The organism is Pantoea sp. Ap-870 (genome assembly GCF_011752515.1).
GTDB classification, from domain to species: domain Bacteria; phylum Pseudomonadota; class Gammaproteobacteria; order Enterobacterales; family Enterobacteriaceae; genus Pantoea; species Pantoea dispersa.
Window position 1 is genome coordinate 186,239 of the sequence record NZ_VWXG01000009.1, and the last position, 22,274, is coordinate 208,512.

General features: G+C 58.4%; 19 protein-coding genes. 5 read left to right on the top strand and 14 right to left on the bottom strand.

Going from position 1 to position 22,274, the window contains the following annotated elements; translation table 11 throughout:
- Nucleotides 1-46: 46 nt before the first annotated feature.
- Nucleotides 47-982 carry a malate dehydrogenase gene (gene mdh / locus F3J41_RS19710; RefSeq protein ID WP_132464060.1) on the bottom strand — a complete coding sequence of 312 codons (936 nt, stop codon included), beginning with the start codon at nucleotides 980-982 and terminating at the stop codon, nucleotides 47-49.
- A gap of 420 nt (nucleotides 983-1,402) precedes the next feature.
- On the opposite strand from mdh, the gene argR reads away from it, so the two are divergent.
- The 4 genes from argR to yhcN (F3J41_RS19730) all read left to right on the top strand — a co-directional run bounded on the left by argR (nucleotide 1,403) and on the right by yhcN (F3J41_RS19730) (nucleotide 3,356).
- The gene (gene argR, locus F3J41_RS19715) at nucleotides 1,403-1,873 is read left to right on the top strand and encodes a transcriptional regulator ArgR (protein WP_021508137.1); all 471 of its coding nucleotides are present in this window, start codon (nucleotides 1,403-1,405) and stop codon (nucleotides 1,871-1,873) included.
- A gap of 492 nt (nucleotides 1,874-2,365) precedes the next feature.
- Complete coding sequence (yhcN, locus tag F3J41_RS19720) at nucleotides 2,366-2,629, top strand: peroxide/acid stress response protein YhcN (RefSeq protein WP_021508138.1); 264 nt, start codon at nucleotides 2,366-2,368, stop codon at nucleotides 2,627-2,629.
- Nucleotides 2,630-2,719: 90 nt separating this feature from the next.
- A complete protein-coding gene (locus F3J41_RS19725) occupies nucleotides 2,720-2,986 on the top strand; it encodes a YdgH/BhsA/McbA-like domain containing protein (RefSeq protein WP_021508139.1) in 267 nt (88 codons plus the stop codon).
- Between the two features lie 103 nt (nucleotides 2,987-3,089).
- Nucleotides 3,090-3,356 (top strand): peroxide/acid stress response protein YhcN, encoded by a 267-nt coding sequence (gene yhcN, locus F3J41_RS19730; protein WP_021508140.1) that lies wholly within the window; start codon nucleotides 3,090-3,092, stop codon nucleotides 3,354-3,356.
- A gap of 59 nt (nucleotides 3,357-3,415) precedes the next feature.
- Here the strand turns inward: yhcN (F3J41_RS19730) and F3J41_RS19735 are convergent, their stop codons facing one another.
- The 5 genes from F3J41_RS19735 to aaeX all read right to left on the bottom strand — a co-directional run bounded on the left by F3J41_RS19735 (nucleotide 3,416) and on the right by aaeX (nucleotide 8,372).
- Nucleotides 3,416-3,685, bottom strand: coding sequence for a hypothetical protein (locus F3J41_RS19735; protein ID WP_021508141.1), 270 nt, complete (start codon nucleotides 3,683-3,685; stop codon nucleotides 3,416-3,418).
- Between the two features lie 15 nt (nucleotides 3,686-3,700).
- A complete protein-coding gene (locus F3J41_RS19740; RefSeq protein WP_166712176.1) occupies nucleotides 3,701-5,155 on the bottom strand; it encodes an NAD-dependent succinate-semialdehyde dehydrogenase in 1,455 nt (484 codons plus the stop codon).
- 111 nt (nucleotides 5,156-5,266) lie between these two features.
- Entirely contained in the window at nucleotides 5,267-7,219 is a 1,953-nt protein-coding gene (aaeB, locus tag F3J41_RS19745; protein ID WP_150059491.1) for a p-hydroxybenzoic acid efflux pump subunit AaeB, read from the bottom strand.
- 11 nt (nucleotides 7,220-7,230) lie between these two features.
- Nucleotides 7,231-8,160 carry a p-hydroxybenzoic acid efflux pump subunit AaeA gene (aaeA, locus tag F3J41_RS19750; RefSeq protein ID WP_058759877.1) on the bottom strand — a complete coding sequence of 310 codons (930 nt, stop codon included), beginning with the start codon at nucleotides 8,158-8,160 and terminating at the stop codon, nucleotides 7,231-7,233.
- 8 nt (nucleotides 8,161-8,168) lie between these two features.
- Complete coding sequence (gene aaeX, locus F3J41_RS19755) at nucleotides 8,169-8,372, bottom strand: p-hydroxybenzoic acid efflux pump operon protein AaeX (RefSeq protein ID WP_021508145.1); 204 nt, start codon at nucleotides 8,370-8,372, stop codon at nucleotides 8,169-8,171.
- A gap of 258 nt (nucleotides 8,373-8,630) precedes the next feature.
- Here aaeX and aaeR point away from each other — a divergent pair, with 258 nt between their 5' ends.
- Nucleotides 8,631-9,548 (top strand): HTH-type transcriptional activator AaeR, encoded by a 918-nt coding sequence (aaeR, locus tag F3J41_RS19760; RefSeq protein WP_031279824.1) that lies wholly within the window; start codon nucleotides 8,631-8,633, stop codon nucleotides 9,546-9,548.
- Nucleotides 9,549-9,698: 150 nt separating this feature from the next.
- Here the strand turns inward: aaeR and tldD are convergent, their stop codons facing one another.
- The 8 genes from tldD to csrD all read right to left on the bottom strand — a co-directional run bounded on the left by tldD (nucleotide 9,699) and on the right by csrD (nucleotide 22,225).
- Nucleotides 9,699-11,144: a metalloprotease TldD gene (gene tldD, locus F3J41_RS19765; RefSeq protein ID WP_021508147.1), complete on the bottom strand. Its 1,446-nt coding sequence runs from the start codon at nucleotides 11,142-11,144 to the stop codon at nucleotides 9,699-9,701.
- Between the two features lie 64 nt (nucleotides 11,145-11,208).
- On the bottom strand, nucleotides 11,209-15,027 hold the full coding sequence (gene yhdP / locus F3J41_RS19770; protein ID WP_166712178.1) for an AsmA2 domain-containing protein YhdP: 3,819 nt from the start codon (nucleotides 15,025-15,027) through the stop codon (nucleotides 11,209-11,211).
- Between the two features lie 47 nt (nucleotides 15,028-15,074).
- A complete protein-coding gene (gene rng, locus F3J41_RS19775) occupies nucleotides 15,075-16,544 on the bottom strand; it encodes a ribonuclease G (protein ID WP_021508149.1) in 1,470 nt (489 codons plus the stop codon).
- Nucleotides 16,534-17,127 (bottom strand): nucleoside triphosphate pyrophosphatase, encoded by a 594-nt coding sequence (locus tag F3J41_RS19780; RefSeq protein ID WP_058775723.1) that lies wholly within the window; start codon nucleotides 17,125-17,127, stop codon nucleotides 16,534-16,536. Before F3J41_RS19780 ends, rng begins: the two co-directional genes overlap by 11 nt.
- An 8-nt stretch (nucleotides 17,128-17,135) precedes the next feature.
- Nucleotides 17,136-17,624, bottom strand: coding sequence for a rod shape-determining protein MreD (gene mreD / locus F3J41_RS19785; RefSeq protein WP_031279826.1), 489 nt, complete (start codon nucleotides 17,622-17,624; stop codon nucleotides 17,136-17,138).
- On the bottom strand, nucleotides 17,621-18,655 hold the full coding sequence (gene mreC, locus F3J41_RS19790; RefSeq protein WP_021508152.1) for a rod shape-determining protein MreC: 1,035 nt from the start codon (nucleotides 18,653-18,655) through the stop codon (nucleotides 17,621-17,623). The genes mreD and mreC overlap by 4 nt, the downstream gene beginning before the upstream one ends.
- A gap of 268 nt (nucleotides 18,656-18,923) precedes the next feature.
- The gene (gene mreB / locus F3J41_RS19795; protein WP_003855260.1) at nucleotides 18,924-19,967 is read right to left on the bottom strand and encodes a rod shape-determining protein MreB; all 1,044 of its coding nucleotides are present in this window, start codon (nucleotides 19,965-19,967) and stop codon (nucleotides 18,924-18,926) included.
- Between the two features lie 311 nt (nucleotides 19,968-20,278).
- A complete protein-coding gene (csrD, locus tag F3J41_RS19800) occupies nucleotides 20,279-22,225 on the bottom strand; it encodes an RNase E specificity factor CsrD (protein WP_058759881.1) in 1,947 nt (648 codons plus the stop codon).
- Between the last annotated feature and the right edge of the window lie 49 nt (nucleotides 22,226-22,274).

Here is a 22,274-nt window from a genome sequence, read left to right on the forward strand (position 1 = left end):
AACAAAACGCCCGGCATGCGCCGGGCGTTTTTTCTTTACGCGCGGGTTACTTCACAAACTCTTCGCCCTGCGCGATATCTTTTTTCAGCGTCTCCAGCATGCCGTTGAGCGCCTGCTGTTCGAAATCACTGAGCGGCCCGAGCGGACGGCGTTCGGCGATACCGTTTTTGCCCAGCAGCAGCGGCTGCGAGAAGAAGCGCGCGTACTCGCCGTCGCCTTCCACATAGGCGCACTCTACGACATTGGCTTCGCCCTGCAGGGCACGAATCAGCGACAGACCAAAGCGCGCAGCCGCCTGGCCCATTGACAGCGTCGCCGAGCCGCCACCGGCTTTGGCTTCCACCACTTCGGTACCGGCATTCTGAATACGTTTCGTCAGGTCGGCGATCTCCTGCTCGCTGAAGCTGACGCCTTTAACCTGCGACAGCAGCGGCAGAATTGTCACGCCTGAATGCCCGCCGACCACCGGCACTTCAATCTCCGTAGGCTGTTTGCCCTTCAGGGCAGCGACAAAGGTGTTGGCGCGAATCACATCCAGCGTCGAGACGCCAAACAGCCGGTTTTTATCGTACACCCCGGCTTTTTTCAGCACTTCGGCGGCAATCGCCACCGTGGTATTTACCGGGTTAGTGATGACGCCAATCAGCGCTTTTGGCGCAGAGGTTGCCACCTGTTCAATCAGGTTACGCACGATACCGGCGTTGACGTTAAACAGATCGGCGCGGTCCATGCCAGGTTTGCGTGCCACACCGGCCGAGATCAGCACCACATCGGCGCCGTGCAGAGCCGGCGTGGCATCTTCGCCACTGAACCCTTCGACTTTCACGGCGGTAGGAATGTGGCTGAGATCAACCGCGACGCCTGGCGTCACCGGGGCAATGTCATACAGTGAGAGGGCTGAACCTGCGGGTAATTGGGTCTTGAGCAGCAGAGCGAGTGCCTGGCCAATACCACCAGCTGCACCGAGAACGGCAACTTTCATCCTGAACTCCTTATTAAGGTGGGGCAGAGATATGCCGGAAATCCATCAGGTTACGAGTTTAATCAACTTCTCAGGCGATAGCGACACACCTGTCGCGCAATAACATTACGCCGCAATCGGCTCCCGAGACATCTCCACTTCAGAAGTCGCCTGAATGATCCAGTCGCAGCCAGAAGACTATGGACGGCAATGATCATCGTTTTGTTGTTACCACTTCAATAATATAACAACTTTGCAACCTTCGCTTTGCGCGCCAGCGCGCGATTTTGGTGCAGGATAAAACTCTGTTATCATGCCCGCCCCACACGCGCATGCCGTGAATTCACGCATCCGCTTATTGCATAAAAATTCATCTAAATGCATAATAATTTATCTGCGACGGGCCTGTTGCCTGCTGCAACCCTCTTTTATTGGTAGCTTATGCGAAACCCATCTAAACAAGACGATCTGATAAAGGCGTTCAAAGCCTTACTGAAAGAAGAAAAGTTCAGCTCTCAGGGCGAAATTGTCCAGGCGCTGCAGGAAGACGGCTTCGGCAACATCAACCAGTCAAAAGTTTCTCGTATGCTGACCAAGTTTGGTGCGGTGCGCACGCGTAACGCCAAAATGGAGATGGTGTACTGCCTGCCAGCCGAACTGGGCGTGCCCACCACCACCAGCCCGCTGAAGAATCTGGTGCTGGATATCGACTATAACGATGCGCTGGTAGTGATTCATACCAGCCCGGGCGCGGCCCAGCTGATCGCCCGCCTGCTCGACTCCCTCGGCAAAGCCGAAGGCATTCTCGGCACCATCGCCGGTGACGACACCATCTTTATTACGCCAGCGCGCGCCTTTACGGTGAAGCAGCTGTATGACGCCGTGCTGGTGTTATTCGAACAGGAACTATAAAACCCTGTCTGTTACCGGCGGTTTACCTGCCGGTAACCTTGCCTGCCCGCCCGCGCTTCTCCCGCTGTTTTACCGCCAACACCTTACAAAATAACTGCTTAGCCATATTCCGCCGGGTTCTCAATGCGCGAAATTATTGGTACGACCTTTTCGCCTGCTTAACCCTTTGCGCTATTTTACGCTGCTTTACAATTAGTGCTTAGCGGTTATCTCTTGCTTTTAGCGCACAGCCAGCTTGATCAACCACATTGTTTCGCACAAAAAGATAATTTGATGCAGATCATTGTTTTTGCATGGAAATACACCCTCCCGGTTAAGATCCAGGCGGTTTTAATAACTTTGCGTTATAAAAATGTGCCATAAGGATAAAGAATTACAACCAATCATTATTAGCGGGATATTAATTTCATGGGTGATTAGATCTATACTTCTTTTCGTGATGCAAATCACACGAAATCAAAAAGAGAAAAACAGAAGACGAGGAAAAATACCATGAACGTTAAAACTACTATCGCCACCCTGAGTGTTCTATCTGCCCTGTCATTTGGTGCTTTCGCCGCAGATTCTATCAACGCCGAACAGGCAGCGAACCTGCAGCCGGTCGGTACCATCAGCGTCAGCGGCATTGGCGGCTCACCGATGGATATCCATCAGCAGCTGAACGCCAAAGCTGAAGCGCAAGGTGCTAAAGCCTATCGCGTTGTTGAGGCTTATAACGACAACAGCTACCACGCAACCGCGGAACTTTATAAATAAGTTTGCCGGAACAAGATGCAGTGTGAACGGCGACCCGTTTGAGAGGCGTTTGCCTCTCAGGTTGCCCACCCCATTTCAGGAGAGTGAATCATGAAAACCAAATTATCTATTGCTGTACTGAGTCTGGCTTCCGTTCTGTCTTTTGGCGCCAGTGCTGCCACCCTGGTAACCAACACCCAAGCTGAAAATCTGCAGCCGCTGAATCAGACCATTAGCGTGAGCGGCGTCGACGGCGACCAGACCAATATCCGTCAGGAACTGTCCCAGAAAGCCGATGCTCAGGGTGCCAGCCATTACCGCATCATTGAGAACAATCAGGACAACACCTTCCACGTGACGGCTGAACTGTACAAATAAACTTTAACTATCGATCCGGCGTTATGCAGTCGCCGGGAGAAGATCGACGACCCGCTTACCCTCTTAGTGCCGCAGGTTGTTGATTCTAATGAGGAGACGAATTATGAAAATCAAAACAACCATCGCAACCGCTACGCTGCTTTCTCTGTTCGCTTTTGGCGCTTCAGCTGCCCAACTGGTAACGGATGAATCCGCGCAGAATCTGCAATCTACCGGCCAGACCATTACCGTTAGCGGAACAGGCGGCTCACCTATGGATTACCGCGCTCAGCTTTCTCAGAAAGCCGATGAGCAGGGTGCCAGCGCGTATAAAGTGATTGAAGCGCGCACCGGTGACAGCTATCACCTGACTGCAGAGCTGTACAAATAATTCCTCGTCAATTCTGACGAACCCTTTGGCCCCGCCTGCCGGGGCCCTTTTTGGTTGTGCTACTGAACATTAAAGCGGAGCTGGCCTTCCAGCTCCTCTTCTGCCTCATCGAATAGCAATATCAGCGCACCATAGCGGCGTTTCTGCCCTTTCCCCAGATTGATAAACGCAATTTCCAGCGGCAGCGGGATCTGCTCGCCGATGATCATTTCCCACAGATCGTCCAGATCGTGAATGGTGCGATCCGCCAGCGCGAAACGTTCGCAAAACTGACGGTAGAAATGAGCCTGATCGACGATTTCATTGAAGTCGAAACGCTCGGTTCTCATGGTGACATCCTCTCGCTACGCCAGACCGCCGAGATGCAGCGCTTTGACTTCCAGATACTCTTCCATGCCCAGCACCGATCCTTCGCGTCCCAGTCCGGACTCTTTCACGCCGCCAAACGGCGCCAGCTCGGTCGAGACCGCGCACTCGTTGATGCCAATCATGCCGGCTTCCAGCGCCGCCGAAACGCGGAACACGCGCTGCAGATTCTGCGTATAGAAGTAAGCCGCCAGACCGTATTCGGTATTGTTGGCGCGCGCGATCACCTCAGCTTCATCGTCAAAGCGGAAGCAGGCGGCCACCGGACCGAAGGTCTCTTCCTGCGCCAGCTGCATCTCTTCATGCGCATCGGCAATCACCGTCGGCTGCCAGAAGTTGCCGCCCAGCGGATGGCGCTCGCCGCCCACCAGCAGTTTCCCGCCTTTGCTCAGCGCATCTTTGACATGCTCCGCCACTTTCTCCACGGCGGACGCCTCAATCAGCGGCCCGACCACCACGCCCGGCTCCACGCCGTTGCCCACTTTCAGTTTGCCCACCGCCTCAGCCAGCTGATGCACAAAGCGGTCATATATTGCGTTGTGGATATAGAAGCGGTTAACGCTGACGCACACCTGGCCGGCGTTACGGAATTTGTTGGCAATAGCGCCCTGCACCGCCGCGTCGATATCGGCATCGTCAAACACGATATAGGGCGCGTTGCCGCCCAGCTCCATCGACACTTTTTTCATGGTTTCTGCCGCGTTCCGCATCAGCGTTTTTCCCACTGCGGTGGAACCGGTGAAGGAGATTTTACGCACCGCGCGGGAAGCCATAATGGCGTCGCTGATGGCGTGCGTATCGCCAGCTACCGCGTTCAGCACGCCGTCCGGCACGCCCGCTTTTTGTGCCAGCGCCACCAGCGCAAAGGCGCTGAGCGGGGTGTTATTGGCTGGCTTGATGATGCCGGTGCAGCCGGCCGCCAGCGCCGGGCCGAGTTTGCGCGTCAGCATCGCCATCGGGAAATTCCACGGCGTGATGGCCGCGACCACGCCAATCGGCTCGCGCGTCGCCAGAATGCGCGAACCGGCTTTGGCCGGCGGGATAATTTCGCCGTTGGCGCGCTTCGCCTGCTCGGCAAACCATTGAATAAAGCTGGCGGCGTACTCTACTTCACCCTCGGCTTCGTTTAGCGGTTTGCCCTGCTCGGCGGTCATCAGCTGGCCCAGCCAGCTTTTGTGCTCAATGATCAGCTGGTACCAGCGATAAAGGATTTCGCTGCGCTGTTTGGCGGTTTTGTCGCGCCACGCCGGAAAGGCGCGCTGCGCGGCGGCAATCGCCTGTTCGGTTTCAGCCTTACCGGCTTTCGCCACCTGCGCCAGTACCTCGCCGGTGGCCGGATTGGTGACATCAAAGGTGCTGCTGGCGGTGTGCCACTGGCCGTCAGAGAAGTAGCCAGTGTTGAACAGTTCGTGTTGTTGCAGGGAAGTGGACATCGTTATTCTCCTGTCAGTAAGCATCCTGTCAGGAAAGTATAGATGGCAATAATCGGGCAATGAGGGTCAGCGTGGCATCAGGCCAGCCGCTGCGCCAGGCAGCGGCCAGTTTCAGATTTGGATGAGGGTGTTCTGGTACTTATCCAGCATCATCGACAGCCGTTTCACCGGTTCAGTCACACTGGCCGGGGCGGCATAGTGCTGCAGCTTCTGCTGATAAACGTCCAGCTCCTGCAGCAGGCGCTCAAAGTAGTAGCGCCGTTTATCATCGCTGCTGGCCGCAATAATGCGGTCGGCGGTGGCGCGCAGCTGGCGGTGATACGCCGACAGGTCGGCATTGACCGGTACCTCTGCGTTGCGCAGGCGCTGATGACCAATAATCAGCGTGAGCGCAATCCGGTATTTGTCGATATCGCCCGGGAACAGGTTAAGCAGCAGGAACAGCTGCTGATAAAGCGCCGGTAAATGGTTTTCCCGCCGGCGCGCCTGATTGGTGGTCAGCGCTGCCACCGCAGCATACATAAAGCGATTCAGCAGCTTGCGTCCGGTGCGGGCTTTGGATTTGTCACGAATCAGCAAAATCACCATCATCGCCACAAAGCTGCCAATCCACTGACCGAGCGCGTTGTCGAGAAACACGTTGAACTCAAACTTCATCGGGTTATCCAGCACCAGCACGTTGATGGTGCCGATCAGCGCGCCCAGCGTACCAATCTGCCGCCGCTGTACAAAGATGCCGCCGATAAAGCCGAGTGCGCCAATCGCGATACACAACAGCAAGGCACTTTGCTGGGTGCCCGGCAATACCCAGATGAAGTAGAGCATGCCCAGCGGCACCGCAAAGGCCATGCCGTAGAAGAAGTCTTTCGCCATCATCAGCGGATTCGGCATACGCATCGCCAGCGCGGTAATCACCGCCAGCATCACCATGCAGCCGCTGCCGGAAGTCCAGCCGGTATACAGCCAGAACAGCGAACCGAGCGCGGTGGCGACAAAAGTGCGCACGCCATTGATCATCGCATGATGCGTCTCCGCTGAGCGCGCCTGGATCACCACCTCACGCTGCAGAATGCTCTCCTCCAGCGTGGTGATACGGCTGTTACTTTTGACGCCATTGATCAGCAGCAGATATTCGGTCGCGGCGCCGACCCAGCTGGCGAGGGTAAACGGCACGCTTTTACTGCTGACACCAATAACGCGGCGCATCAGCTTCATGCGCTTATGCACGTCGCTGACGCTGGTTATCTCTTTTTCAATCAGCAGACGATACTGCGGCGGGATGTAATCCGGGCGCGAATTCTGAATCAGGAAGGTCTCAGCGGCCTGAGTAATCAGCGTCAGCGATAGCGTGTTGAGCATTTGCAGCCGGCGGCTGGTGTTGCTCCAGCGCGACGACTCCATCAGCAGCTGGCTGCGCATACCGTTGAGCGCGGTCGTGCGGCGCACCAGCGCGCTCCAGGCTTTGTCGACTTCCTCTTTATCCTCGTGCGCCACGCACAGCTGCAGCAGGCGGTAGTGCGCCACCAGCAGCGCATCCACTTCCGCATCAATCACTTTCTTGATCGAGCGCGGAGAGAACAGCATGTCGGCGAGAATAGCGCACAGAATACCGAGCACAATTTCGCTGCAGCGCTCCACGGCGAACTGCGGCGCCAGCGTCAGGCCGCCGCTGGCATCCGCGGTCACCACGATGATCAGCGCGGTGTAGCCGGCGAGGCCCAGCGCGTAGGAGTTTTCGACTTTAATCAGCGATGAGAGCCAGACGCACATGCCGGCCCACAGGCAGCACAGCAGCAGCATCACCACCGGCGCGCGCACCGTCGCAATCATGATGGTGAGTGCCGCGATACAGCCGATAAAGGTGCCGATAATACGCAGAACGCCACGGTAGCGCAGTGCGCCAGAGTAGGGATCGCCGCCCGCGGCAAAGGCGGTGCCGCCAGCCACGATGCCGGCGGTCATCACCGCCCAGCGCGGCGTTTCCAGATTGAAGTGAAAGCCAATCATCAGCGCTGCCACCAGCGCGAAGGTCAGCTTTACCGGGAAACGCAAAAACTCAATCATATCGCCCCCGCTTAACCAAACTCACGCAGGCGGTTGAACAGCTGCGCCATCGGCGACACTTTGGTCTGGCGGTCTTTGTCACCGGTGATCACCACGGTGGCGGTGGTCCCCGCCGGGAAGCGGTTGCCGGGTTGATCGTCAAGGCGAATACGCACCGGTACGCGCTGCGCCAGACGCACCCACTCAAGGTTGGAGTCCACGGTGGCCATGCCTTTGCTGTCGACGCTGCTGCTGCTGTTGGTCACGCCAGCCGCGATGCTGTCAACCGTGCCGCGCAGCACCGTGTTGCTGCCCAGCGGAGTGATTTCCGCACGGAAGCCGGGACGCACGCCATCCAGCTTGGTCTCTTCCATGTAGGCCAGCACGTAGAACGAGTGCTGCTGCACCAGCGCCACGGCCACCGAGCCGCGCGTGATGAATTCACCCTGATAGACGTTGAGGTTGGTGACCCAGCCGTCGGACGGCGCTTTGATGGTGGTGCGATCGAGGTCGATCACCGCCAGATCGCGCGTCGCCACCGCTTTGGCCAGCTGATGTTCACTGGTCTGCAGGTCGCTATTCGACTGCTCAATAGCTTCACGCGACATCGCGCTGGTACCGAGCTGGTTACGGCGCGCCGCTTCACGGCGTTTTTCACTAACCAGCGCCTGGTAATATTCGACATCCGCCTGCGCCTCATCCAGCGCTTTCTGGTAGCGCGGACGGTCGACGATAAACAGCGTATCGCCTTTTTTCACCAGCTGGTTGTCGTGTACCGGGACGTCGGTGATCAGTCCGGTCACGTCCGGGGAGATCGCCACCACGTCGGCGGAGAATTTGGCGTCACGCGTCCACGGCGACTCGGTATAGAACACCCAGGCGCGGAAGATGATAACAACAGCGATGATAACCAGCAGGAGCGTAATGGCGTAACGCGCGATTTTTCTTATAAGCGCTTTCACTTAAAACCTCAGACGAATAGACGGGATACAAGGTAAAACACACAGCAATACAGCGCTGTGTTAAAAAGTGCCGGATGCCACACCAGATCGTAAATCCCGCTGGGCGTCAGCACGCGTTTCACCAGCCAGAACAGCGCCAGCGAAACCAGTAGTTCAATGAAGATGGGCGGAAAAGACAGCCCGAATACGACAAATACCGGAAGCACACTCATTTCGGTTCCTTAGTTCGACCTTGCCGGATTGCACCGATACCTGTCCTCATGCCCTCTGGCACGTCGGGTTGATGATAGTGGGGTGACGGATAATCTGATGACAACATTCAGGCCGCGTTGAGCTAATCATAGCGTATCATCGGGTAAACACTGCCGTGTTCAGGTGCGGTGAAGAGACCCAGCGTGCGTATAGTAACGCGCTTGACTATACGTTTTCTACATATTGTGAGCTAAATCACTTTTTAGCCAGAGTAAACAATGGAACGACTCAAAGGCATGTCCATTTTCGCCAAAGTGGTTGAATTGGGCTCATTTACCGCCGCCGCACGCCAGCTGCAGCTCAGCGTCTCGTCAATCAGCCAGATTGTTGCCAGACTGGAAGATGAGCTGCAGGTGAAACTGCTTAACCGCAGCACCCGCAGTCTGGGCCTGACCGAAGCCGGTAAGATTTATTATCAGGGCTGCCGCCGCATGCTGGCAGAGGCCTCACAGGTGCACGAACAGCTGTACGCCTTCAACAACACGCCGATCGGGATTTTACGCATCGGCTGCTCAACCACCATGGCGCAAAATGTCCTCTCCGCCATGACCAGCGAGATGCTGCACGAATACCCGGGACTGAGCGTCAACCTGATGACCGGCATACCGGCGCCGGACCTGATTGCTAACGGGCTGGATGTGGTGATACGCGTCGGTGAGCTGCAGGATTCCAACCTGTTCTCGCGCCGGCTGGGCGCCATGCCGATGGTGGTATGCGCGGCGAAGAGCTACCTGGCCCAGCACGGCACGCCGGAAAAGCCGGCTGAAATCGACAACTTTTCCTGGCTGGAGTACAGCGTGCGCCCGGATAACACCTTCGAGCTGGTGGCGCCGGAAGGCCAGGTGACGCGCCTGACGCCGCAGGGCCGTTTTGTCACCAATGATTCTCAGACGCTGATTCGCTGGCTGAAAGCGGGCTGCGGTATCGCCTATGTGCCGCTGATGTGGGTGATTGATGAGATTAACGCCGGAGAGATCGATATTTTGTTCCCGCAATATCACTCGGAGCCGCGCCCGGTGTATGCCGTCTATACCGAGAAGGATAAGCTGCCGCTCAAGGTGCAGGTGTGTATCAATTATCTGACCGAGTATTTCAGGCAGGTGGCGAGGCAGTATCAGCAGCACCGCAAAAGTTAGCCGGGGTGGCGCGCGGGTATGGCCGGCCTTGAGGGCGCAGACGGGAAAGTGCTGTTCAGTGATGCATGGCAGGTCACCACGAAGGGTGACCCTGCAGGAAGAGTGGCGCGGTTTTGACAGGGTGCGCACTGATGCGCACCAGCATGAACCTTAAGCCGTTCCGCCCACGGTAATTTTATCCAGCTTCAGCGTGGGCTGACCTACGCCGACCGGCACGCTCTGGCCCTCTTTACCGCACACGCCGACGCCCTTATCCAGCGCCAGATCGTTACCGACCATGGAAATCTGCTGCATCGCCTCAATGCCGGAGCCGATCAGCGTCGCGCCTTTCACCGGTTTGGTGACTTTGCCGTTCTCGATCAGATAAGCCTCGGAGGTCGAGAACACAAACTTGCCGGAGGTGATATCGACCTGGCCGCCGCCAAAGTTAGGGGCATACAGACCATACTCCACACTCTCAATGATCTCCTGCGGCGTCGATTTGCCTGCCAGCATATAGGTGTTGGTCATGCGCGGCATCGGCAGGTGCGCATAGGATTCACGACGCCCGTTACCGGTAGGCGGCACGCCCATCAGACGCGCATTAAGCTTGTCCTGCATGTAGCCTTTCAGCACGCCGTTTTCGATCAGCACGTTGTACTGTCCCGGCACGCCTTCATCATCCACCGCCAGCGAACCGCGCAGCCCTTGCAGGGTACCGTCGTCAACCACGGTGCAGAGTTCGGACGCCACCAGCTGGCCCATCTTACCGCTGAAGACGGAAGTCTCGCGGCGGTTGAAATCCCCTTCCAGACCGTGGCCCACCGCTTCGTGCAGCAGCACGCCTGGCCAGCCCGCACCCAGCACCACCGGCAGTGTACCGGCTGGCGCCGCGACGGCAGACAGGTTAACCAGCGCCATGCGCACCGCTTCGCGCGCCCAGACATCGGCCCGTACGTCGCCGCTCTCATCGGCGAGGAAAAATTCGTAGCCGGTACGCGCACCGCCGCCGCTGGCGCCGCGCTCGCGTTTACCCTGATCTTCCACCTGAACGCTAATGGACAGGCGCACCAGCGGACGAATATCCGCCGCCAGCGTACCGTCGGTGGCGGCGACCAGCACCTGCTCGTAGACGCCGCTCAGGCTGGCATTCACTTCCTGCACGCGCGGATCGGCGGCGCGTGCCACTTTATCAACCCGGTGCAGCAGCGCGATTTTGTCTTCGCGCGTCAGGCTGTCCAGCGGATTGACCGGCGCGTACAGTGAACGGTTAAGCACCGCGGAGAGCGCGTGCGCTTTGCCGTTGCCCTGCTCGCGCACAATACTGCGCGCCGCTTCGGACGACTGGCGCAGGGCGTTGAGGCTGATTTGATCGGCATAGGCAAAACCGGTTTTCTCCCCGCTTACCGCGCGGACGCCCACGCCCTGATCGATGTGATAAGAGCCATCTTTAATGATTTTGTCTTCCAGCACCCAGGATTCATGGAAGCTGGACTGAAAATAGAGATCGGCATAGTCCAGACGACGTTCTGAAAGCTGCCCTAACAGGGAAAAAAGGTCCTGCTGATTAATGCTGTTCGCAGCTAGTAACTGCTCACTTACCAGATTCAGAGTCATCGTTTCTCACTCATTATGTGCTCGGATAGTCATAGCCTGCGGCAATTCCCCGACGGCGTCAAATTCACTTCTTATCGGCTTCGCGCGGTTTGCGCAGCACTTCATTGATTTCCGGCTTATCCAGCGGTCCGCTGATGTGATAGCGCAGCAGCGAAATCTTATTCCATAATGGTGCCAGCACCTTGCTGGCGGCAAATACCGCCGCGCCGACCACCGGGTTAATCACAAACGCGGTGGCCACGCCAACCGAGGCGCCGATCTCCGGTGCCACCACCGCTTCCATGTCGATTTGCCGCTGCACCAGATCTACTTTGCCCTGCATGGCGATATCCGCTTCGAGGCCATCCACCAGCAGGTTATCGGTGCGCATCACGCCGTTTTCAATCCACGCCGTGCCGTTGATCGAATCAAACCAGAAACCTTCATTAAAGGTATCGCTAAAATCGAAGCGCAGCTTACGCAGCAGGGCATCGAAGCTCACCAGCCGCAACAACTGTCCGGCACGACCGGTGTTCACATCCGCAATCTGCCCTTTGCCGAAATGGGTTTTCAGCGTGCCGCTCAGCGTCTTTTCTGAAGGCTGCCACGGTGCGGAGCGCCAGTGCAGGTCATAATTAATTTTGAACGGCGCATCGCGCAGCGGCGTGTTCATGCCAAACCAGTTGGTGGCATCATTGATATTTTTGCCGCTCAGGCTGCCTTTTAACGAGGTGCGCTGCTCGCCCGCTTTGTTCACCCATTCACCCGCGACATTGAGCTTCGAGCTGCCGGTATCGACGCTGCCGTTAGTGAGTGCTAACGTCTCTCCCTGCGGCTGGAGCCTGGCCTGGATGTGGCCGAACTTCTGCCCGCGCAGCCAGCACTCAGCACAGTTGAGCTGCAGCGCTGGCCAGCTGCGGAAATCAATGCCGCTGTCACCGCTGAACGGCGAGGAGGCCTTGCCCGCTTCGTCGTCACTCCATTGCGGATTGTAATAAAGATAGCTCAGGTCGATTTGCCACGGCGCGTGTTGTGCGGTTCGCAGGCTGCCGCGCGCTTCGCGGCTCTCCAGCTGCAGCTGCGTGCTGCCGCCCGCGCCCTGGGTCACCGTGGCATTAACATCGTGCCACTGCTGGCCGCCGAGCGTCAGGGCCGGAGTGCGCAACGTCACATCGCCCGGCAGCAGTGCGCCGCCGATGTCCGTCTCGCCCTGCGCATTGCGTGAACCCGTCGTGCCGGTCATCAGCCCCAGCCAGGCTTCGCCGTCCAGCGCCGGCAGATTAAGCACCATCCCGCGCCGATCCGGTAGCGCCGGCGTGCTTTTGGCATCATTCAGCCAGATACCGCGATCGACGCGCAGCTGCGGCTCCAGCAGCCAGCGGCTGTTAAAGCGATGGTGCTCACGTACGCTACCGCTGAGGTTAAAACTGTGCAAATCGCCGCTGGCATTAATGGCGATGGGCAGTGCCTCACCGGCTTCTTTATCCAGTGGTGGAGGTAAGTGACTGCTCACTGTCTTGCCGTCACCGTTAATATCAACCTTGTAGCGCGCCCCACCCTGATGCGGCAGCGTGATGTCGACATTGCCCTGCCACGCCAGACTGCCGCCCAGCTTACTGCTTATACTAGCAGGCAGCATGGCCAGTTTTGCCGGCTGCCAGTCGCCCAGCAGTTTGACGTTAACGCCAAAATCATCGGGATTTTCCGTGGTGGTGAAACGCACGCCGGTGGGCTGACCGAACCAGTTGGCCTGCAGCTCTTCACTCTCCAGGTTTCCGTTGTTGTAGCGGAAACGTCCGGTCAGGTTTTTCAGCGTGGTGTTGAGCGGCTTAATGTGCAGGCTGTTGTTATTCAGCACCACGTTACCGCTGGCGTGCACCAGTTCCCCATCCAGCGGAATATCCAGGTTGAGCGAACCACGCACGTTGCCGCCAATCTGCAGCTGCTCCAGCGCCGCACCCAGCGTGGATTTGAGCGGCGTGCGGGCGAAATAGTCGGCGATATCTTTACCTTCGCCGCTCAAATCACCGTCAATGATCAGCTTCTCTTTCAGGTAATCCGGGATTACCGCACTGACGTTGCGCGCGCCCACCGCACCCAGCCGGGTTTGCGCCGCCTTCATCCACAGACCGTCGTTGATAAAATCGAGGTCGATATCGAGGTTTTGCAGCGCCGGCCAGCCTGGCTGGAACTGGAAGGTAGCATTGCGCACCGGCACGGCCACTTCAAACATGCCGTCGTGGTGCTTAAACGGGAACAGACGCGGATCGCCGGCAAACAGCAGCGTGGCATTCTCCACCTGGCCGCCTTTGACCGCTTCGCTGAGATACTGCGTCAGGTCGTGGCCCATCAGCGGCTCAGGGAAGTAGCGCCACGCATCACCGGCGTCGGTGACGCGAATCCCGGCAAGAATGTCGAGGCGCGGCGCTTTACCGACATTTTGCTGATAGCGGAAATCGCCGCGCGCCCATAGCGAACGTGCCTGCACGTCCAGCTGCTGGCCATCCAGCGTCAGGCCGTTGCCATCGCGCAGCCAGTTAATTCTGCCGGTGACCTGCTGAATCTGTAACGGCGCCTGGAACATATCGCCGTACGGCACTTCGGCCTGGCCCATCTGCACATCCAGCTGGCCGTGGTTCAGACTGCCGCTGGCGCTGCCGCTCAGATTGCTGATGCCCGGCAAAAGCTGCCAGTGCTGCCACGCCAGATCGCGCCAGCGCGCCTGCAAACGCGTCTGCTCCGGCTGCGCCAGCGGAATATCCAGCGCCAGCGCGTCGATATAGCCGCGCGGCTGCAGCGCCCGCCAGTTGTCCAGCAGCGTGGGCGAGAGCGGCGCAAACAGCGGCACCAGCGGTGCCAGACGCTGCAGATCGAGCCGGGTGGCACGCACCCGCACTTCCGCTGCACTGTTCGCGCCGATCATCTGTTTATCTTCCGGCTTCCACAGCAGGGCGATATGGCCGGCATCCCAGGCCACGCCGTCAGTCATCAGCCGGGTTTGCGGCACCGTCAGGCTCCAGCCATTCTGGTAGCGCGCCAGATGCGCGGTCAGGCCATCCACCTGCAGTTGATGATCACCCTGCTCGCCGCGCCAGCGTGCGCCGCCTTTGCTCAGCAGCAGATCGCCCGCGTACACCTCACCGTCGCGCAGATTGACCCACGCGGCCAGGCTGAAACGCGCGCTTTGCAGGCTGGTATTATCACGCAGCCAGCGGCCAATCCACGGGCGCACGTCCACGTCGTCGGCCTGCATCCAGATGCGGCCGTCGTTGAGTAACCCGTTAGTATCGTTAAGATCGAGCCGTACCTGCACCACGCCGTGCTGGCCGGTGAAGCTGGACAGGCTCACTTCGCCTTCGGCGCGATGGCGGTTGTCCTCGTTCAGCCAGGTAAGACGGGGAATCGCCAGTTCGGCATGCTGGCCGGAAGGCGTGAGAAAACGGATGCTGCTGTCACGCAGATCGAAATGGTCAAACTGGCGTAAGAACAGATCGTTGATTTGGGCCGGTTTGAAGCTGTTTTTTTGCTCGTCGCTGGTGAGCAACGGACGGTTGGTTGCCAACCGCAGCTGCCAGAAGGTGAGATCGCGGAACTGCCAGCGCCAGTGCAGCAGCGACTGCCACACATTGAGCGCCAGCGTAACGCGGCCAATCTGCAGCTCGCCATCTTTTTCCATGTCGATACGCAGATCGCGTACCTGCAGGGTCGGGCCAAAATTCTCCCATTTTCCCTGAACTTCACTGGCATCGATGGTGACGCCGCTGACGCGCGAAAGGGTGTGCAGCACCTCGCCGCGATAGCTGTTGAGATGCGGCATCACAAGGCGCAGCCCGCTGACCAGCAGCGCCACAATGACGATGATTGCGGCGAGCAGCAGTAACAAAATCCCCGGCAACCGCCTCACACACCTCTCCTTGCTTTCCGTTGGGTTACGGCGTTCAACCTCACGACTTACATCATGACGACGTCAAACTGCTCCTGCGTGTAGAGCGGTTCAACCTGTACTTTGACCTGCTTGCCGACAAAAATTTCCACTTCGGCCAGCGCGTGCGACTCATCGCTTTTCAGCGCTTCACCCACTGCGGGCGACACGTACACCAGGAAGCTGTCGGAGTCGTAAGCGTGATGGACGCGGACGATTTCACGCATGATTTCATAGCACACGGTCTCCACCGTCTTCAGCGAACCGCGTCCCTGGCACACCGGGCAATCGGCACACAGCACGTGCTCAATGCTTTCGCGCGTGCGTTTGCGCGTCATCTCGACCAGCCCCAGCGCGGAGAAGCCGTTGATGCTGGTTTTGACGCGATCTTTGCTCAGCGCGCTCTCCAGCGAGTGCAGCACGCGCCGGCGATGATCGTCATTATTCATGTCGATAAAGTCGATGATGATAATGCCGCCGAGATTACGCAGCCGCAGCTGGCGCGCAATCGCCTGCGTGGCTTCGATATTAGTATTAAAAATGGTTTCGTCGAGGTTGCGGTGGCCGACAAACGCACCGGTGTTAATGTCCACCGTGGTCATCGCTTCGGTCTGGTCGATAATCAGGTAACCGCCAGATTTCAGTTCCACCTTGCGCTCCAGCGAGCGCTGAATCTCGTTCTCCACGTCATAGAGATCGAAAATCGGCTGCTTGCCGTTGTACAGCTCCAGCTTGCTGGCCATCTCCGGAATATATTCGCTGGTAAATTCCACCAGCAGATCGCAGGTCAGGCGCGAATCGACGCGGATGCGATCCAGCGCTGCGCCGGCGAAATCGCGCAGCACGCGCTGTGCCAGCGCCAGCTCGCCGTACAGCAGGCAGCGCGTCTGGTTGCGCTTCTTACGCTCGCTGACTTTGGTCCACAGGCGCTTTAAAAATGCCGCGTCCTGCGCCAGCTCTTCTGCGCCAATGCCTTCTGCGGCGGTACGAATAATAAAGCCGCCGAGATCGTCACAGTAAGCGGCAACCACCGCTTTCAGCCGCTCACGTTCGGCTTCGCTTTCAATGCGCTGTGAGACGCCCACGTGCGAAGCCCCCGGCATAAAGACCAGGTAACGCGACGGCAGCGTAATATCGGTGGTGAGACGGGCGCCTTTGGTGCCGAGCGGATCTTTCACCACCTGCACCATTAAATCCTGTCCCTGTCGCACCAGCTCGGCGATATCGCGCACGATAAAGTTCTTCTTCTCATCACCCGCCACGCATTCGGTGTGCGGCATGATGTCCGAGGCGTGCAGAAAGGCCGCTTTGTCCATCCCGATATCGACAAACGCCGCCTGCATGCCCGGCAGTACCCGGCTGACGCGCCCTTTGTAGATATTGCCGACAATACCGCGCCGCGCTTCGCGCTCAATATGGATTTCCTGCAGAATGCCGCCGTCAATATAGGCAACACGGGTTTCAGAAGGTGTCACATTTACCAGCAGTTCAGCCGTCATCTTGTCCCCTTAACGCACGCAGCGACTGAAAATGGCTCAGCAGTTCGCTGGTTTCCACCAGTGGCAATCCCACTACGGCGTGATAACTTCCATTGATGCGGCGCACAAAGTTGCCGCCCAGGCCCTGAATACCGTACGCGCCGGCTTTATCCATCGGCTCGCCGCTGGCGATATAGTGCGAAATTTCCTCTGCCGTGATAGTGCGGAATGTCACGTCTGTGGTCACCAGGCAATCCAGCTCGCCCTGCGCATCGGCCAGCGCCACGGCCGTCATGACCTGATGGGTTTGCCCGGCCAGTTTACCCAGCATCTGCGCGGCATGCGCCGCATCGCGCGGTTTCTCCAGCACTTCGCCATTTAGCACCACGATGGTGTCAGCGCCCAGCACCGGCAGATCCTGCGGTGCTATCTGCACGCCGGCCCGCGCCTTATCGCTGGCCAGACGCCGCACATAAGACTCCGCCGCTTCGCCCGGCTGACGCTGCTCTTCAACATCGGTAATCAGGCGCTCAAACTGCAGGCCAAGCTGCGTTAACAGCTCGCGCCGACGCGGTGAGCCGGAAGCCAGGTAGAGGGTTATCATTGTATTCCTTATTGCACAGCAAACTGACGGCGAATCTTTCTCATCAGTAAGAATAGCCAGGGCCACAGGATACCGTCGACCACGCTACTCCAGAAGATTTCCGGGCGGAAGGAGACGTTGATGACCAGAAATTCTGCCCAGAAAACAATCACATCAACCGCCAGCGACAGCACCATAACCATTAATGCCTGCTGCCACAACGCCAGATTACGGAATAGCTGAAATTTAAAGGCCACCAGATAGGCGATAATGCTGAACGCCAGCGCACGCACGCCCAGCGTTGAGCCGGCGACCAGATCCATAATGGCGCCGAGGAAAAAGCCGGTGCCCACATTGACCCGGTGCGGCAGCGCCAGCACCCAGTAGATCAGGATCAGCAATAGCCACGATGGCCGGAACATGTAAATCTGATCCGGCCACGGCATGATTTGCAGGATAAGCGCAACAAGGAAGGACAGCCAGATCACCCAACGCCCCTGGCTGCGATATCGACTCAAGGCTGGCCTCCGCGCGAGTTCGCCGGATTACCCTGCGAACGGCTGCTGGCGGCGGGCTGTGGCGGCCCCATCTGCTGATTTTGCTGCATCATGGCGGGTGCCGGCGGCCCCATTTCGCCCGCGGGCGGCAGCACCTGCGGCATCATCTGCATCAGGCGCTCGTTGGCCACGCGATGCACTTCATCCGGTGCCATCGGCATGTCGCCGTTCTTATCCGCACCCCACAGCAGCAGCAGGTAGCGCAGACGCTGCAGACCGGCGGTCGGACGCGCCTGAATCACGGTATAGGCACGCTGCGTATCCACTTTCACTGACGACACCACGCCGACCGGATAGCCTTCCGGGAAGCGTCCGCCCAGGCCTGACGTCACCAGCACATCACCGACGCGAATATCCGTATTGCCCGGCAGATGCTCCAGCTGCAGATCTTCGCTGCAGCCGTTACCGGCGGCGATGACGCGAATATCGTTACGCAGCACCTGAATCGGCAGGGCGTGCGAGGCATCACAAATCAGCAGCACGCGGCTGGTCATCTGCCCTACCGCCACCACCTGGCCGACCACGCCTTTATCGCTGATCACCGGCTGGCCTTCATACACGCCGTTGACGCTGCCTTTATCGATGATCACCTGATCGGTGTAAGGATCGGTGCCGGTGGAGATCACCTGGGTCACCATTTTGTGCTCATCCTGACGCAGCGGCGAGCCGAGCAGCTCGCGCAGACGCGCGTTTTCCTGCTTGTATTGCCCCAGCATCAGCAGGTCACTGTTTTTCAGGAAGAGCTCACGGCGCAGCGCTTTGTTTTCCAGCTCCAGCTGCTGGCGCGAGGCCAGCGTTTCGGAAACGCCGTCAAGAAGCTGTCGTGGCCCGTTGGCCAGGAAGTAAAATGGACTGACCGACGTGTCCAGGTAGTTGCGGATCTGGGAGAACGTGCTGATCCGGCTATCGGCGACAATAATCGCGATAGCCACAATCACGGCCAGAAACAGGCGCAACTGCAGGGAAGGTCCCCTGCTAAAAATCGGCTTCATAAATTCTGCGAATTCCTCGACATCAGGGAAGAAGCGTGAGTGTCAGCACTCACGCCTCCAGGGCTGGACGCTATACGCCGTCGTGCGCAGCGTCGCCAGTTACCCCGCATCCTGCAAACCGCAGTGACGATGTTGTGCCGCTGCTGCCCGGTGCCTGCTGCTGAGGCTGCCGTGCGGCATGCGATGGCCATCGTCCTGCCGTTGTGCTGATTTTGGGTATCGTCGCTATTCCCTGCGCAATTTGACCACGGTCTCAGCCGGAGAGGAATTACTCCTCGCTGAACAAATCGCCGCCATGCATGTCGATCATTTCCAGTGCTTTACCGCCGCCGCGCGCTACGCAGGTCAGCGGATCTTCTGCGACCACCACCGGAATACCGGTCTCTTCCATCAGCAGACGATCCAGGTTACGCAGCAGCGCGCCGCCACCGGTCAGCACCATACCGCGCTCGGAGATGTCAGACGCCAGCTCCGGCGGGCACTGCTCCAGCGCGACCATCACGGCACTGACGATACCGGTCAGTGGCTCCTGCAGCGCTTCAAGGATTTCATTGGAGTTCAGCGTAAAGCCACGCGGCACGCCCTCAGCCAGGTTACGGCCGCGCACTTCGATCTCGCGCACTTCGTCACCCGGATAAGCAGAACCGATCTCATGCTTGATACGCTCAGCGGTGGCTTCACCAATCAGCGAGCCGTAATTACGGCGCACGTAATTAATGATAGCTTCATCGAAGCGATCGCCACCAATACGCACAGAAGAAGAGTAAACCACGCCGTTCAGGGAGATAACTGCGACTTCGGTCGTACCGCCACCGATATCCACCACCATCGAGCCGGTCGCTTCTGACACTGGCAGACCCGCGCCGATTGCCGCGGCCATGGGTTCTTCAATCAGGAACACTTCACGGGCACCGGCGCCCTGCGCCGATTCGCGGATGGCACGACGCTCAACCTGGGTCGCACCAACCGGCACGCACACCAGCACGCGTGGGCTGGGGCGCATAAAGCTGTTGCTGTGCACTTGCTTGATGAAGTGCTGGAGCATTTTTTCAGTCACGAAGAAGTCGGCGATAACGCCATCTTTCATCGGACGGATAGCTGCGATGTTACCCGGCGTACGGCCAAGCATCTGCTTTGCATCATGACCAACAGCCGCTACGCTCTTTGGGGAGCCGGCGCGATCCTGACGAATGGCAACCACAGAAGGCTCGTTCAGCACGATGCCTTGTCCTTTTACGTAAATCAGGGTATTCGCGGTACCCAGGTCAATGGACAAGTCATTGGAAAACATGCCACGAAATTTTTTAAACATACTAAGGGATAATCCTGCAAGCTGGGGGCGGAAAATAAAATCCGCCTACTTTACCAACCACGCGAAGCCGCTACAAGGCGCAAAAACGTTCTGCTTCGGTGAAAAACCAGGCTGAATAATTTTTCGCGGCGGTGCTGCCGTCCGACACCGGCGTTAAACGGCGCTAAGCTGCCGCTCTAAACGCAAATTCACCCGCCGGTCGCGGGTGAATTCCGACATAAAATCTAACATTTCCCGCCGCCGATCGCGCCGGCTGCGCACGGCATAAAGGCGAAAAATAGCCGCCTGCTGCCGTATCTGTGGCTGACGCGCTAAATCCGGTAACGTTGCGAGTGTTTCTTCACGTTACTGTTCACCGGCAGCGAAGGAGCAAAAAAGTCGCCCTGGCCGCCCGCGACGCCCAGCCCGGCCAGCGTTTGCCACTCCGCGCGCGTGCGTACACCGGCGGCAAAGACTTTGGTGGGCGTGGATTTACACACTTCCAGCAAACTTTGCACGAACAGCTGATTTTCTGTACGGCGCTCAATGTTGCGAATCAGACCCGGATCGAGCTTGATCAGCTCAATCGGGAACTGCTTGATGTAAGCGCTACTCACCACCGTTAATCCGGCCTGATCTACCGCAATCCGACAGCCAAACGCGGTCAGCATACGGAAAACCGGCACTAAACGATTGATGTGTTGACAAACATCCGCCTCAGCAAGTTCAAATAAAAATCGTTTTCTTTGCGATTTACTGCACTGCAGCAGCAATTTTTGCAGCCAGCGCTGGAACGGCCGTTGCAGCAGCGAATCGATATTCACCGGCAGCGCCAGCGTTTCATCCGGCCAGACCTCCGACAGCGCCGCAATACGCATGACCAGCTGACGATCCCAGCTGTCGGCCATGCCAAGCTGCAGCACCAGCGGCATGAACTCTGCCGACACCACCTCTTTATCGCCGTCGAACACGCGCGCCAGCATTTCACGGTGATGCACTTTGCCGTCCAGCAGCACCGCCGGTTTCTGGTACAGACGCGGGCCGCCGCGGTTTACGGTGTTTTCCAGCAGGGTGCGCCAGCGCACGCTGCCGCGCCCCATCTCCAGCGTATTGCCCTCGCCTACCGACCAGTTGTTGCCGCCCTGCAGCGCCGCCCGGCGCGTGGCCAGTTCGACATTCTCCATCACCTGCGACACCGACTCGCCGCTGCGCCAGGCGCTGATGCCAATGTGGATTAGGTCATCACGATCCACCATGCGCATCGGCGGCAGTGAATCCACCGCGTTGATCAGCTGGTCGGCAATGCTGTTGGCCTCTTTCAAAGTGCGGTGCGGCAGCAGTACGGCAAAGTCGCTGCGGAAATAGCGCGCCAGCAGCGCACCCGGATAGCGCAGCACGAAGGTGGAGAGCATGTTCACTAGGTCGAACAGGTATTCATCAACCAGCGTCGGTCCGAGGGTTTCATGCAGGGTGTCGAGGTCCGGCAGCCGCACCATCATCACCACACCGTGCGTGCCAACGTCTTCCTGGTCTTCCAGCAACGTGGCCAGCTGGTTATCGAAAAACAGGCGATTATTCAGGCCGGTGCGCGAATCCTGCGCGGCAAAGGTGCGGATTAAGGTGTCGATACGCAGACGCTGCTCGCCGGCCTCCTGTAAATCCCCCAGCAGCAGATCGATAGCGCGGCTGGCTTTCGGCGGCCATTCGGCGATGGTATCGCTGCGCGGCGCGCGCTCGCCAGCCAGAATGCGCTCCGCGCGCGCCTCCAGCCGCTCCATATGCTGCCAGCGGCGGTTAAGCCAGCGGTGCGTCATCACCAGCAGCGCCGACATGATCGCCACCACCGTCAGCAGGATAATCAGCGTGTAGGCACCGGTGAACGAGCGGAACCAGGTTTTGGCGGGATCGAGCACCACCACGCGCAGCGCCATGCCCGGCGCGTGCACCAGCGGCACATCCAGTTGAATGAAACGGTTGGGCTCGTCTTCCAGCATCGGATTTTCATGACGCGCGAGGCGGAACAGCACGGTATCATCGTGATGCAGTTCCAGCTGCTCGGCATTGATGACGGGCATCAGGCGCGTCAGCCACTGCGTCAGTTCCTGCGGTGACTGGCTGGCCAGCGCTTTATCGACTTCCGTCGCCAGCGTCTGCACACGGTTCTCTACGCGCTGCTGCGACAGCCAGATAAAACTAAAAGCGCAGCCTACCAGCATCAGTAACATCGCCAGTAAGCTTAATAAAGTAATAAACGCAGAAAACTTGGTTGTTAATCGCATCCCTGTGCCTGTATCACTGCGGTTTATGAACGCCAGCCAACGGTTCGCG

Coding starts and splice junctions, on each gene's coding strand:
- csrD (WP_058759881.1), bottom strand. CDS start 22,225: ATGCGATTAACAACCAAGTTTTCTGCGTTTATTACTTTATTAAGCTTA.
- mdh (WP_132464060.1), bottom strand. CDS start 982: ATGAAAGTTGCCGTTCTCGGTGCAGCTGGTGGTATTGGCCAGGCACTC.
- aaeX (WP_021508145.1), bottom strand. CDS start 8,372: ATGAGTGTGCTTCCGGTATTTGTCGTATTCGGGCTGTCTTTTCCGCCC.
- yhcN (WP_021508138.1), top strand. CDS start 2,366: ATGAACGTTAAAACTACTATCGCCACCCTGAGTGTTCTATCTGCCCTG.
- tldD (WP_021508147.1), bottom strand. CDS start 11,144: ATGACTCTGAATCTGGTAAGTGAGCAGTTACTAGCTGCGAACAGCATT.
- mreB (WP_003855260.1), bottom strand. CDS start 19,967: ATGTTTAAAAAATTTCGTGGCATGTTTTCCAATGACTTGTCCATTGAC.
- F3J41_RS19735 (WP_021508141.1), bottom strand. CDS start 3,685: ATGAGAACCGAGCGTTTCGACTTCAATGAAATCGTCGATCAGGCTCAT.
- rng (WP_021508149.1), bottom strand. CDS start 16,544: ATGACGGCTGAACTGCTGGTAAATGTGACACCTTCTGAAACCCGTGTT.
- aaeB (WP_150059491.1), bottom strand. CDS start 7,219: ATGATTGAGTTTTTGCGTTTCCCGGTAAAGCTGACCTTCGCGCTGGTG.
- F3J41_RS19740 (WP_166712176.1), bottom strand. CDS start 5,155: ATGTCCACTTCCCTGCAACAACACGAACTGTTCAACACTGGCTACTTC.
- aaeR (WP_031279824.1), top strand. CDS start 8,631: ATGGAACGACTCAAAGGCATGTCCATTTTCGCCAAAGTGGTTGAATTG.
- yhcN (WP_021508140.1), top strand. CDS start 3,090: ATGAAAATCAAAACAACCATCGCAACCGCTACGCTGCTTTCTCTGTTC.
- mreC (WP_021508152.1), bottom strand. CDS start 18,655: ATGAAGCCGATTTTTAGCAGGGGACCTTCCCTGCAGTTGCGCCTGTTT.
- F3J41_RS19780 (WP_058775723.1), bottom strand. CDS start 17,127: ATGATAACCCTCTACCTGGCTTCCGGCTCACCGCGTCGGCGCGAGCTG.
- F3J41_RS19725 (WP_021508139.1), top strand. CDS start 2,720: ATGAAAACCAAATTATCTATTGCTGTACTGAGTCTGGCTTCCGTTCTG.
- argR (WP_021508137.1), top strand. CDS start 1,403: ATGCGAAACCCATCTAAACAAGACGATCTGATAAAGGCGTTCAAAGCC.